This window comes from Variovorax saccharolyticus (assembly GCF_030316765.1).
GTDB lineage: Bacteria > Pseudomonadota > Gammaproteobacteria > Burkholderiales > Burkholderiaceae_C > Variovorax > Variovorax saccharolyticus.
This window is the reverse complement of sequence record NZ_JASZYT010000004.1, coordinates 139,430-151,167: the sequence shown is the minus strand read 5'-3', so window position 1 is coordinate 151,167 and position 11,738 is coordinate 139,430. Positions and strand designations below refer to the sequence as shown.

Annotated in this window: 11 protein-coding genes; 3 read left to right on the top strand and 8 right to left on the bottom strand. The window is 68.8% G+C overall.

The genetic code is table 11. The features are described 5' to 3' along the window. The gene (locus QTI45_RS14525) at nucleotides 1–861 is read right to left on the bottom strand and encodes an HpcH/HpaI aldolase/citrate lyase family protein (RefSeq protein WP_286654852.1); all 861 of its coding nucleotides are present in this window, start codon (nucleotides 859–861) and stop codon (nucleotides 1–3) included. Between the two features lie 54 nt (nucleotides 862–915). Continuing rightward, complete coding sequence (locus QTI45_RS14520; protein WP_286654851.1) at nucleotides 916–2,127, bottom strand: CaiB/BaiF CoA transferase family protein; 1,212 nt, start codon at nucleotides 2,125–2,127, stop codon at nucleotides 916–918. 185 nt (nucleotides 2,128–2,312) lie between these two features. Here QTI45_RS14520 and QTI45_RS14515 point away from each other — a divergent pair, with 185 nt between their 5' ends. Further along, nucleotides 2,313–3,044, top strand: a complete 732-nt coding sequence (locus QTI45_RS14515; protein ID WP_286654850.1) for an IclR family transcriptional regulator — start codon at nucleotides 2,313–2,315, stop codon at nucleotides 3,042–3,044. A gap of 11 nt (nucleotides 3,045–3,055) precedes the next feature. Here the strand turns inward: QTI45_RS14515 and QTI45_RS14510 are convergent, their stop codons facing one another. From QTI45_RS14510 to QTI45_RS14495, 4 genes are all read right to left on the bottom strand, one after another. Further along, nucleotides 3,056–4,030 (bottom strand): Bug family tripartite tricarboxylate transporter substrate binding protein, encoded by a 975-nt coding sequence (locus QTI45_RS14510; RefSeq protein WP_286654849.1) that lies wholly within the window; start codon nucleotides 4,028–4,030, stop codon nucleotides 3,056–3,058. Nucleotides 4,031–4,070: 40 nt separating this feature from the next. Beyond that, complete coding sequence (locus tag QTI45_RS14505; protein ID WP_286654848.1) at nucleotides 4,071–5,303, bottom strand: CaiB/BaiF CoA transferase family protein; 1,233 nt, start codon at nucleotides 5,301–5,303, stop codon at nucleotides 4,071–4,073. 117 nt (nucleotides 5,304–5,420) lie between these two features. After that, complete coding sequence (locus QTI45_RS14500; protein ID WP_286654847.1) at nucleotides 5,421–6,560, bottom strand: FAS1-like dehydratase domain-containing protein; 1,140 nt, start codon at nucleotides 6,558–6,560, stop codon at nucleotides 5,421–5,423. A gap of 21 nt (nucleotides 6,561–6,581) precedes the next feature. Next, nucleotides 6,582–8,153 (bottom strand): acetate--CoA ligase, encoded by a 1,572-nt coding sequence (locus QTI45_RS14495; protein ID WP_286654846.1) that lies wholly within the window; start codon nucleotides 8,151–8,153, stop codon nucleotides 6,582–6,584. Between the two features lie 162 nt (nucleotides 8,154–8,315). On the opposite strand from QTI45_RS14495, the gene QTI45_RS14490 reads away from it, so the two are divergent. Beyond that, on the top strand, nucleotides 8,316–9,128 hold the full coding sequence (locus QTI45_RS14490; protein ID WP_286654845.1) for an IclR family transcriptional regulator: 813 nt from the start codon (nucleotides 8,316–8,318) through the stop codon (nucleotides 9,126–9,128). Nucleotides 9,129–9,152: 24 nt separating this feature from the next. Next, the gene (locus tag QTI45_RS14485) at nucleotides 9,153–9,551 is read left to right on the top strand and encodes an acyl-CoA thioesterase (RefSeq protein WP_286654844.1); all 399 of its coding nucleotides are present in this window, start codon (nucleotides 9,153–9,155) and stop codon (nucleotides 9,549–9,551) included. Nucleotides 9,552–9,579: 28 nt separating this feature from the next. Here QTI45_RS14485 and QTI45_RS14480 read toward each other — a convergent pair whose 3' ends face one another. Both QTI45_RS14480 and QTI45_RS14475 read right to left on the bottom strand, forming a co-directional pair. Continuing rightward, nucleotides 9,580–10,560, bottom strand: coding sequence for a Bug family tripartite tricarboxylate transporter substrate binding protein (locus tag QTI45_RS14480; RefSeq protein ID WP_286654843.1), 981 nt, complete (start codon nucleotides 10,558–10,560; stop codon nucleotides 9,580–9,582). Nucleotides 10,561–10,595: 35 nt separating this feature from the next. Then, nucleotides 10,596–11,633, bottom strand: coding sequence for a Rieske 2Fe-2S domain-containing protein (locus QTI45_RS14475; RefSeq protein WP_286654842.1), 1,038 nt, complete (start codon nucleotides 11,631–11,633; stop codon nucleotides 10,596–10,598). Nucleotides 11,634–11,738 lie beyond the last annotated feature (105 nt).

Sequence of the window (11,738 nt, the reverse complement as noted above, 5' to 3'; positions counted from 1 at the left end):
CTAGACATCCTCTGGTGCGGCGAGCACGGCGAGCGAGTGCTTGAGCAAGGGGCCATCGACCATCCGGCCCTCGAAGTCGATGGTGCCGACGCCGCGCGCCGTGGCCTCCTCGTAGGCTCGCACCAGCCGCGTCGCGTAGGCCCGCTCCTGCGGCGTCGGAGAGAAGGCCTCGTTGGCCAGCCTGACCTGCCCCGGCGCGACGCACATCTTGCCCTGATAGCCGAGATCGCGACCGCGCGCGGCGTCCTGCCGGAACAGCGCGTCGTCGCGGATGTCGAGCACCACCTGGTCGAGCGCGATGCGGTCGGCGGCGCGCGCCGCCATCACGACCCACGCGCGCGCGGTCGCGACCTCGTCGCCGCCCGGCGTGCGGCGGCCGCCGATGTCCGCCGCGAAATCCTCGGCGCCGAAGTACACGGCGCCCAGGTGCGGCGTGTCGTCGCAGATCCTGACCGCGTTCAGCACGCCCCGCACCGACTCGATGCCGCCGATGATCATGCGCGGCCGGGCGCGCGGCGCCTCGGCTTCACGCCGCTGCAGCCAGTGCGCGGCCGGGAAGGCCTGGTCGGGCGATTCCAGCTTCGGGATCACGACGGCGTCGATGTCGCAGGCGAAGGCGGCCTCGAGGTCCGCGAGGTAGTGCGGCGAGGCCGGCAGGTTGACGCGGACGGCGAGCAGGCCCGCGAAGCCGGCGGCGCGCGCCTGCTGCACGGTCGCCTGCAGCATGCCGCGCGCGCTCGCCTTCTCGGCTTCGGGCGTGCCGTCCTCGAGGTCGATCACGCAGCAGTCGGCGCGAAAACGCGGGAACTTGGCGACCAGCTCGGGCCGGTTGGCGGGCGCATAGAGAAGGGAACGGATCATGGCGGTCGGTGTGCTGGCCTGGATGATTGGAATGACGGAGGGCGGCGCGCACCGTCAGGCGGCGGCATGCGGCGGCGCCTGCGCCGCAGTGCCCGCGGCCAGCAGCGCATCGATCTCTTCGGCCGCATAGCCGGCCTGCTGCAGGACCTCGCGCGTGTGCTCGCCCTGGCGCGGGGCCACGCGGGCGGCGTCGGGCCGGCTGTGCTGCCAGGTCATGGGCATGCGCATCGTCCGGATCGGGCCTTCGCTGGGGTGGTCGATGGTCGAGAAGAAGCCGGTGGCCTGCAGGTGCGGGTCGTCCAGCACGCTGCGCAGGTCGTGCATCGGCATGAAGGGCACGTCGGCGCGCTCGAGGATCGCACTCCACTCGGCGGTCGACCTCTGCTCGAAGATCGCGGCGAGCTCGCCGTACACGTGGTCGATGTTGCGCGAGCGGCCGGCGTAGGTCGCGAAGCGCGCGTCCTGCATCAGCGCCTCGCGGCCGACCGCGCCCAGGAAGCTCTTCCAGTGCTTGTCGTTGTAGACCAGCGCGCAGATGTGGCCGTCGCTCGTGCGGTAGGGCCGGCGCTCGGGCGACAGCTGGCGCGCGTAGCCGCCTTCGTCGAGCGGCGGCTCGAAGGTCAGGCCGCCCAGGTGGTCGCCGAGCACGAAGGCGACCATGGTCTCGAACATCGGCACGTCGACGCGGTCGCCCCGGCCGGTGCGCTGCCTCGCCAGCAGGCTCGCGAGGATGCCGCCCACCGCCGTCTGCCCGACGATGCGGTCGGCCAGGGCCGTCGGCACATAGCGCGGGATGCCGCCGGAGGCGCGGGCGATCAGGTGCGGCAGCGTGGCGCCGCCCTGGATCAGGTCGTCGTAGGCGGGCCGGGCCGCATAGGGGCCGTCCTGGCCGAAGCCGAACAGGCCGGCGTAGACGATCAGCGGGTTGATCGCAGCCACCTCTTCGTAGCCGAGGCCCAGCCGGGCCATGGCCTGCGGACGCACGTTGTACATGAGCACGTCGGCATCGGCGATCAGGCGCCGCAGCGCCGCGAGGCCATCGCGCTGCTTGAGGTCCAGCACGATGCTGCGCTTGTTGCGGTTGGCGTTCAGGAACACCGGACCCATGCCCTCGTTGCGCACCGGCCCGATCTGCCGCACCAGATCGCCCTGCGGCGCCTCGATCTTGATCACGTCGGCGCCCATGTCGCCCAGCGCCTGCGAGGCGAAGGGGCCCATCAGCACCGACGTCATGTCGAGCACCTTGATTCCGGCAAGTGGTCCCATGGTCTCCGTTCGCGGCCGCACGGTCGGCGGCCCGCGTTATCATTCATGTGTGTGAACAAATCATACACACCGATGAACAACTCCACAAGCCGCCAGGGCTGCGGGGATACCCGGGTACGCTCGGGTACAGTGCCCGTCCCGGTTCCCCATCCGCCCCTTCCGCACCTCGCACGAGCCTCCACGCAGTGATCGTCAAGCAAGCCGCCAACGTCCTGGACCTCATCGAGTTCTTCGCGGTGCACCGTCGCCCCGCGACGCTGGCGGAGATCGCCAAGCACTTCGAATGGCCGCGCTCGAGCACCTTCAACCTGCTCGGCACGCTCGCCGCGCGCGGCTTCCTCTACGAACCGCGCGCCCGCGGCGGCTACTACCCGGCGCCGATGTGGGCCGCCCTGATCCGCGAGATCGAATCCGCGCAGCCGATTCCGGCCGAGCTGCACGGCCTGCTCGAAGCGCTGGTCCGGGAGACGGGAGAGACTGCGGTGCTGGCCGCGGCGAGCGGCTCGCATGCACTGTTCCTGGATGCGGTGGAGTCGCCGCATGCGATCCGCTACACCGCGCAGCCCGGCAAGCTGGTGCCGCTGCACGTGACCGCCACCGGGCGCGCCCTGCTCTCGCAGATGACGCCCGAAGACCGCGCGGCCATCCTGCGCAAGGCGGAGTTCAAGCGCTACACGGACACCACGCTGATGACGGCCGCGGTCGTCGAGCACGAGGTGCAGCAATCACGCAAGCTGGGCTGGTTCGAGGGCCGCGGCGAATACACCACCGACCTGGGCGGCGTCGCGCTGCCGCTGAGCCTGCCCAACCGGCAGTTCGCGGTCCTGGTGGCGGGCCCGATGATGAGGATCGAGCATCGAATCGCCGAGTTCGTCCGCATCATGCGGGCGGCGATCGAGCGGCAGCTGTCGGCCTGAGCGCGGCGGGGTCAGTCCGCGCGCATTCCGGCCTTCTGGATCACCGGGCCCCACTTGGTACGCTCCGCGCGCGCGAAGCGACCCAGGTCATCCGCCGTGCCGCCGCCGATGTCGAAGCCCAGCTCCAGGAAGCGGGCCTTGGTCTCGGGTTGCGCCAGGATCTTGTTGACCTCGCTGTTGAGGCGCGCGATCACGGCCGGCGGCGTGCCCCTCGGGGCATACAGCGCGTTCCAGGCGATGACCTCGAAGCCGGGCACGCCCTGCTCGGCCACCGTCGGGATGTTCGGAAGGAGCGATGTCCTCTTGGCCGAGGTCACGGCCAGTGCCTTGAGCTTGCCGGCGTCGACCTGCGGCCGGACCGCCGTGACGGTGTCGATCATCAGCGGCAGCTGCCCGCCCAGCACGTCCGTGAGGACTGCGGTGGAACCCTTGTAGGGCACGCCGAAGAGAGGACTGCCCGTCTTTTCCTTGAGGAACTCGAACACCAGCCGGGCCGTCGTGCTGGGAATCCCGATGTCGGCCGTCTTGGGTCCGGCCTTGGCGGCAGCCAGCACCTCCTGGAGCGAAACGAATGGCGACGCCGACTGTGCGAGCAGCACCATCGGAAAGGTGCCGAGCAGGACGATCGGGTCGAATCCCGTCTCGGCATTGAAGCCGGTGGACGCATACATGAACTGGTTGAGGACATGCGTGCCGTTGGTCCCCATGGTCAGCGTGTAGCCATCGGCTGCGGCGCGGGCGACCATCTCGGTGCCGATGTTGCCTCCCGCCCCGCCGCGGTTCTCGACGAAGAAGGTCTGTCCCGTCGCCGCGGTCAGTTTCTCCGCGATGTAGCGGGTCGCCACGTCCGTCCCCTGGCCCGCCTGGTACGCGACCACGATCTTCACCGGCTTGGAGGGGTAGTCGTCCGCCCTGGCCGTGCCCGTGCCGGTGCCCGCGATCGCCACCACCGCGGCGACCAGTGCCAACTTTGCTGCGTGTCTCATGTTGTCTCCTTCTTGGTTTTTACTCTGGGGCGGGCGCCGGCTAGCGCCGCGGTCGATCCGGCAGCGCTCCGCTGTCGCGAAGCGCGGCCACCTCCCGCGCGGGGATTCCGGCCGCCGCCATGACCTCTTCGGTGTGCCGGGCGTAGCCCGGCGGCGATGACCCGGGCGTTCCCGGTGTCCGCGACAGCCGCATCGGCAGGCCGACGCCCCGGTAGCCGTCTCGTTCGACGACCATGCGCCGGTGCTGTGTGTGGGCCTGGCCGAAGGCTTGCGCGACGGTGTTCACCGGACCGGCCGGCACCCCGCACTGCATCAGGCGCTGGCACAGCGCCTGGCGCGAGCAGGCGCTCAAGACCTCCTCGATCCGCGAGCGCAGCTCGGGGCGATGCGCGATGCGAAGCGCGTTGCTGACGAAGCGGGGATCGGCAGCCAGCTCGGGGCAGCCGACGCTGTCGCAGAAGCGGCGGAACTGCCCGTCGTTCAGGATGCCCAGGAAGATCTCGCCGTCGCCGCACATGAACTTGTCGTAGGGCGCGATGTTGGGATGCGCGCTGCCGAGCAGCTCGGGCGTCGCACCCGAACTGAGCCAGTTGGCCGCGTGCGGTACCAGCAGGCTCAGCGCGGCGTCGAAGAGCGTGGCCTCGACCGCCTGGCCGCGGCCGCTGCGGTGGCGCTCGTGCAGGGCCATCAGGATTCCCGAGAGCGCCGTGTAGCCGGTCAGGTGATCGACGATCGGCACGCCGATGCGCGTGGCGCCCGACGCAGGCTCGCCATTGATGCTCATCAGGCCGCACATGGCCTGGAGCACCGCGTCGTAGCCGGGCAGCGCGCCCAGCGGGCCATCGGCGCCGAAGCCGCTGATGCGGCAGTAGATCAAGCGCGGGAACCGGGCCGACAGGTCGGCCTCGTAGTCCAGTCCCCATCGCTTCATCGTGCCCGGAATGAAGTTCTCCACCAGGACGTCGGCCTGCTCGAGCAGGTGGAGCAGGACGGCCTTGCCTTCGGGCCTGGCGAGGTCCAGCCCGATGGCGCGCTTGCCGCGGTTGACCGCCGAGAAGTAGGCCGCGTCGCCCGAAGCCTCGAAGGGCGGCCCCAGCCAGCGGGTGTCGTCGCCGGCGGGTGGCTCGACCTTGACGACATCGGCGCCATGGTCGGCCAGCATCTGCGTGCAGAGCGGACCTGCCAGTACCCGCGACAGGTCGAGCACGCGGATGCCGTCCAGGGAGCCGCGCGGGTTCTTCCGCTCGGGGTTCGGGTTCGAAGGGGTGCGCATACGGCTCCGCCGAAAAATGGGGCAACTCGATGACCGGAGCGTGCCGACCGGACGGCCGGGCACGGCTCCAGGCTCGCGGAGCGGGACCCCGCCGAGGTCCCGCTCCGGCGGGGGCGATCAGGAACGCGTGGGCAGTTCGACGATGCCCGAGCCCACGACGGAGAGTTCGTCGTCCTGGTTGCGCGCCTCCTGGGCGATCTCGACCAGATGACGGCCGCCCTCCACGAACTTGCGCTTCACGTGACCCTTGATGAAGAGCATGTCGCCCTCGGGGTTGTGGCGGCGGATCTTGCAGCTGGCCTTGGACAGGAAGCCGTCGTCGCCCGCCCAGTTCGTCAGGTGGTGCGTCAGCCACGATGTGCGCTCGGGGCCGTAGTCGTAGGCGCCGGGGGCGCCGACTTCGAGCGCGAAGTCCTCCTCCCAGTGCACGCGCTCGGGAACGTCGGGAATGCCGAAGCGGTTGGTGATGCCCACGCCCGGGTGGGCATCGATCAGCTTCCACGCGAGCTTGTTGGCGCGGATGTAGAGACCGCCCCATCCCTGGGCATAGGCGATGAAGCCGGTGACGGTCATCGGGCCCTTCATCATGACGGGCAGCGCCTCGCCTTCCTTCACGTCTTCCCAGTAGCGGGCCGTCGCGCCGCGCACCGGCTCGTCGCGATAGAGCTTGAAGGCCTCGCCGATCTCCTCCGGCGTGTAGCGGCGGGGCTCGCGTGCGCGCACCTCCTTGTACTTGGTGCCCTGCTCGCGCGCATGGTCGCGCTCGGTGCGAAAGCACCAGCTGTCCGCTTCCGCCACCTTGTCGCCGCTCTGGTTGAAGAAGTCGACGTGGTAGATCTGCTGCACCGCCCGGCCCGCGAACTTGGTCTGGTGCTCGACCAGGTCCTTGAGGTAGGCCTCGGTCGTGATCTCGTCGTTGCGCAGCACCGGCTTGTGCCAGGTCCAGTCCGAACCGGACCACATCGCATGCACGCCGGGCAGGCCGCCGACATAGCCCGAGACGATCCGGCTGGTCGAGAAGAGGAAGCTGGGCAGGGCCACGATGCCGCCGTACTTGGTCTTGGCGGCGTAGTCGGGGTCGCACCACAGGGGGTTGTCGTCGCCGATGCCGTGGGCGTAGTGCCGGACGTTGTCGCGCGTCGCCTCGTGGCACCACGGCTCCGCGGTCGCGCCGATCGGCTTGCCGATGCGCTCCCTCAGTTCGTCGAGGCCGCTCTCCGTGATCTTGGGGAAGGTTCGTTCGGTCTGCGTGGACATCGCTGTCTCCTTTTCTTTGCTTCAGTGGATTGCGGCGAGTGCCGCGGTTGAATTCGCAAGCTCTCGCTCACGGAGAATCTTTCGGTGGACCTTGCCGGCTGGCGTCTTGGGCAGCTCCGCCACGAACGCCACCTGGCGCGGGTACTCGTGCTGGCTCAGGCGACTGCGCACCAGCTCCTGGATCTCGGCCAGGAAGGCGTCGTCGGCGGATCTCGTGGAGACCACGAAGGCCTTCACCACCTGGCCGCGGAGTTCGTCGGGCACGCCGATCGCAGCGGCTTCGAGCACATCCGGATGCTTGAGGATCGCGTCCTCGATCTCCACCGCGCTCATGGTCCAGCCGGCCGAGATGATCACGTCGTCGGCACGGCCGGCGTGATGGAAGTAGCCGTCGTCGTCGACGCGGCCGAGGTCCTTCGTCGCCACCCAGCCGTCCTTGCGCCACACTTTCAGCTCGCCGGTGACGCCGGGCGCACACGCTGCGCCGTGGATGTCCTGCACCTCGACTCGCGTGCCCGGAATCGCCTTGCCGAGCGAGCCTTGCTTGACCCTGAAATCCGCCGCGCCCGGATAGTTCACGAGGATCACCCCGATCTCGGTGGTCCCGTACATGCTGCAGACCGGTCGGCCGAAGGTCGACTCGACGAATGCCGAGGTCTCGCTGTCGATGGGCTCGCCGGTGAACGAGAGCTTGTCGACGACGTACGCGTACTTCGAGGCCGCGCCCGAGTGCCGCATCATTCGATAGTGGGTGGCGGCGGCCGAGATGTTGTTGAAGCGGCCGCTGTGCAATGCCTGCAGCAGCCGTTCGGCGTTGAACTTGCCTGCGTAGGCGCCGATCGTCACGCCCAGGGCCAATGGCGCCAGCGTGCCGTGCCAGAGGCCATGCCCCCATGCCGGCGAAGACGGGCAGAAGAAGCGGTCGCCGGGACGGATGCCGGTGCCGTAGAGGGCCGCGAGCATCAAGGTGACGATGGACCGATGCGTGTGGCGCACCGCCGCCGGGAGCTCGCGCGTGGTGCCCGAGGTGTACTGGAAGATCGCGAAGTCGTCGGCCTTGGTGCTGGCCTCGAAGCTGGCCGGATAGGCCTGGAGACCGGCGAGGAATTCGGGCGTGGCGACCACCACCTCCACGCTGTCGATGCCGCCGGCCATCGGCGCCTTTTCCGCGTTCGTGATCAGGAGCCGCGGGTTGCAGTCGTTGACGCGCAGGCGAATGCCGTCGGGCCCGAACAAAGTGAACAGCGGCACCGCGATCGCGCCGGCCTTCATCGCGCCGAAGATGGCCACGTAGAAGGCGCGCGACGGCTCGAGCATCACGGCCACGCGGTCGCCGTGCCCGACTCCCTTGTCGACCAGGTAGTTCGCGAACTGCGAGGAGGCCTCGGAGAGCTCGGCGAAGCTCAGGCTCTCTTCGCCGCCATCCGCATGCGCGACGACGACCGCCTGGCGCGCCCCGTCGACATGGCGGTCGATGCACTCGTGAGCGATGTTCAGCGATTCGCGGTCGCCGTCGAACAGCTCCCAGAGCTTGTCCGTCGAACAGAAGCGCTGAGCATCCGCGTACGAGGTGTAGTCAGTGAGCTTGCTCATGATTTTCTGTTGTCTCTGCGTTGTGGATCGGGTTGGCTCAACTATGCGTGCCCGCGTTGAAGTTGTCAAATGCATTATGTGATTGTCCTAATACAACCAAATCGAGGGCAAGGGCGAAACCTCGTTTCTGGTAAAACGCGTCGAACCGTTCCCCGAAGCCCCATGCCACCCGAGATCTCCAAGTCGCGTTCCCCTGCCCCGCCTGCTTCGCCCAAGGCGCGCCGCGTTCGGCCCGTTCCCGCAGTCACGCGATCCATCGCCATCCTTCGTCTGCTGGGGGAATCGCCGCCGATGGGCGTCAAGGCCATCGCCGAACAGCTCGGGCTGGTTCCGAGCACCTGCCTGCACATCGTCCGCGTGCTGGTCGACGAGCAGCTGCTGAAGGTCGACGAGGCAAGCAAGCGCTACGCCCTGGGCATCGGCATGCTGAGCCTGGCGCGCAGCGTGGTGAAGAACAGCACCTTCTCGAGCCTCGCCCAGCCGATGCTGGACGACCTGTCGAACGAATGGGGCGTGACGACGATGGGGGTCGAGACCGCCGGCGCCGAACACATGGCGGTGGTCGCGCTGTCGCGGGCGCAGGCGCCCTTCGGCCTGCATGTGGACGTCGGAAGCCGCTTCCCGGCCCTGGTCAGCGCGACCGGCCGGCTCGTGGCGGCCTTCGGCCAGGAGTCATGGCCGCAGCTGCAGAAGCGCTTCAAGACCGTGCGCTGGGACAAGCCGATCGAATTCGCGGCCTGGAAGAAGGAGGTCGAGCTGGCGCGCAAGAACGGCTACAGCATCGACCGCGGCAACTACATCAACGGCGTCACGATCGTCGCCGTTCCGGTGCTCGACGAAGGCCAGCGCATGAGCCACTCGCTGGTCGCGGCGGGACTCTCGGACCAGCTGAACGGGCCGACCGGAACCGCCATCGCGAAGGCGATGCTGGAGGTCGCCGACTCACTTTCGACCATGCTGCCCTACAAGCGCTGAAGCGCTTTTCGCGAAGGATTTCCCATGAGCCAGCCTGACGGAGCGGCGATCGAATCGCCGGCGGCACCGGAGATCGTCCTGCGCGTCATCCCGATGCCCGCGGACACGTCGATGGAGAACTTCATCTCCGGCGGCTGGGTCATGAGCAAGCTGGACGCGGCAGGCAGCGTGCTGCCGCTGCGGATCTCCCGCCGGCGGGTCGCGCTGGTCGCGGTCGACGAGCTCGTCTTCGCGCACCCGATTCTGCTCGGCGACCTCGTCACCTTCCATGCCACGGTGACGAGCGTCGGGACGACCTCGATCACCGTCCAGGTGGAAGCGACGACCGAACGCCGCGGCGGGGGTGGGTCGACCAAGGTCACCGAATGCCGCATGACCTACGTCGCGCTGGACGACGAGCGGCGTCCCGTGAGCGTGCGCTAGCTGCTGCCGCGCACCCGAGGCGGCAGCCCTACTGCGCCTCGATCCCGAACTCCTGCATGCGCCGGGTGATCACTTCGAAATCACGCCTGTAGCTGGCGCCGAACTGTTCCGGCGTGGTGTTCAGCATCTCGAGGCCGCGCTCGGCCATCTTCGCCTGCACATCCGGCATCGCGGCCGCGGCACGCAGGGCGGTGGTCAGCCGCTCGACCACCCCGGGCGGGGTCTTGGCGGGCGCGACGAAGGCGATCCATACCGCCGCCTCGAACAGGGGATCGTCGAAGCCGAGCTCGCGCATCGTCGGCACCTGCGGCAGCACGGGCGATCGCTCGCGCCCCATGATCGCCAGGGGCACCACCTTGCCCGCCTGCACATGCTGGCGGGCAAGGCCTGCGGAGGTGAGGCCCACGCTCACCGTGTTGCTCAGCAGATCCGCCATCACGGGTGCCTCCCCGCGTTGCGGCACGTGGACCATGTGCGCGTCCAGCTTGCGATTGAGCGCCTCGCCCGCCAGGTGGCCGAGGCCGCCCGGCCCCCAGGTGCCGTAGCTCAGCTGCTGGCCCGGCTTCGCCGCCAGCTTCCTGAAGTCGTCCATGTTCTTCACGCCCAGTTCCAGGTTGGCCGAGAGGATGGCCGGGCTGCGCACCACCTGCGTCAGGAACACGAAGTCGCGCTGCGGATCGTAGGGCAGGCTCTTGTAGAGGGCGACGTTGTTGATCAGCGAGTCGCCCAGCGTGACGGCGATGGTGTAGCCGTCGGGAGCGGCGCGCGCCACCTCGCCGAGGCCGACGGCGCCGTTGGCGCCGGCGCGGTTGTCCACCACGACCGCCTGGCCCAGCGACTTGGCGACATGCTCGCCGATCAGCCGCGCCACGAAGTCGTTGGCGCCTCCGGCCTGGGCGGTGACGACGATGCGAATCGGCTTGGTCGGGAACGTGCCCTGGGCCAGGCCCGGGAGCGGCAGTGCCGCGAGAACGGTGGCCAGGCTCAGTGCCAGGAAGGTGCGGCGCATCGGGGGTCTCCTTGGTTGTGTCGTTGCAGAGCCGTTCAGGCTGCCGCGCGTGCGGTCGCCAGCGGGTCCCGCTCCTGGTCGACCGCCTGCTGCAGCAGCCGTCGATAGCGGACCAAGGCCTGGTCCATCGCGAGCAGCAGCATCGGCGCCTCGGGGTCGATGTTCCGGTGCTGGGCGGTGATCATTTCGCGGTCCTCCTCGAAGGCGGTGACCAGGCCGCGGTAGATCGCTTCAGTGACCGCCGGATCGTCGATGCTGCTGCGGTGCGACTGCTGGAAGAAGTAGTGCGTGGTGGTCTCGGTCTCCGGCGTCAGCGTCTGGCAGCTGTGGAGCTGCACGCCGCCGCGCAGGTCGCCCTCGGCCTGGCCCACGGGCGCGCCGCCCGATTGCATCAGCAGGGTGCCGGGCAGCACGAAGTCGTAGACGAAGTAGCGATCGACGTTGCGATCGAAGCTCTGGAAGGATTTCCAGAACGGCGATGGCGCCACATCCGGCACATGCCGCGTGACCCGGATGCCGCGTGGTATGGCTTCGATCCTCGGAATCGCCTGCGCGATCGCGGTCGAGCCGCCCAGCGTGCTCTCGTGCACATAGCTCAGGTGCGAGAAGTCGAGCAGGTTGTCGCAGACCAGCAGGTAGGGCGTGTCGTAGTGCACATAGCCCGGCTTGTATGACCAGTCGGGGTGGTCGCAGGAGAAGTTGTCCGGCAGCAGCGCGGGATCGGCCAGCGCCGGGTCCCCCATCCAGACGAACACCCATCGGTTGTGCGAGACCACGGGATAGGTCGGCACGCGCGTCTTGACCGGGATGCTCGCCAGTCCGGGCGCCTCCACGCAGATGCCCGCGGCATCGAACTTGAGCCCGTGGTAGCCGCAGCGCACGCAGTCGCCTTCGCGGCGTCCGCGCGACAAGGGCGCTTGGCGATGGCAGCAGCGGTCAAGCATCGCGACCAGGCCGCCGTCGGCGGTCCGGTAGACCAGGATCGGCTCGTCGAGCACTCTTCGGGTGAACATGCCTTCGGCGGGAATCTCGTGTTCCCACGCGATGACGTACCAGCAATTCCGTATCCACATGCCTGTCTCCAACAAGGTCCAGGCAATGTAGGAGTTGCGCAGGTCGCCGTCTGTCCCCGCAGAAGGGTACAAGGGCGCCGGGCCGCGGAATAGGGTCTGTTCACC

Coding starts and splice junctions, on each gene's coding strand:
- QTI45_RS14475 (WP_286654842.1), bottom strand. CDS start 11,633: ATGTGGATACGGAATTGCTGGTACGTCATCGCGTGGGAACACGAGATT.
- QTI45_RS14520 (WP_286654851.1), bottom strand. CDS start 2,127: ATGGGACCACTTGCCGGAATCAAGGTGCTCGACATGACGTCGGTGCTG.
- QTI45_RS14505 (WP_286654848.1), bottom strand. CDS start 5,303: ATGCGCACCCCTTCGAACCCGAACCCCGAGCGGAAGAACCCGCGCGGC.
- QTI45_RS14490 (WP_286654845.1), top strand. CDS start 8,316: ATGCCACCCGAGATCTCCAAGTCGCGTTCCCCTGCCCCGCCTGCTTCG.
- QTI45_RS14495 (WP_286654846.1), bottom strand. CDS start 8,153: ATGAGCAAGCTCACTGACTACACCTCGTACGCGGATGCTCAGCGCTTC.
- QTI45_RS14480 (WP_286654843.1), bottom strand. CDS start 10,560: ATGCGCCGCACCTTCCTGGCACTGAGCCTGGCCACCGTTCTCGCGGCA.
- QTI45_RS14525 (WP_286654852.1), bottom strand. CDS start 861: ATGATCCGTTCCCTTCTCTATGCGCCCGCCAACCGGCCCGAGCTGGTC.
- QTI45_RS14500 (WP_286654847.1), bottom strand. CDS start 6,560: ATGTCCACGCAGACCGAACGAACCTTCCCCAAGATCACGGAGAGCGGC.
- QTI45_RS14485 (WP_286654844.1), top strand. CDS start 9,153: ATGAGCCAGCCTGACGGAGCGGCGATCGAATCGCCGGCGGCACCGGAG.
- QTI45_RS14510 (WP_286654849.1), bottom strand. CDS start 4,030: ATGAGACACGCAGCAAAGTTGGCACTGGTCGCCGCGGTGGTGGCGATC.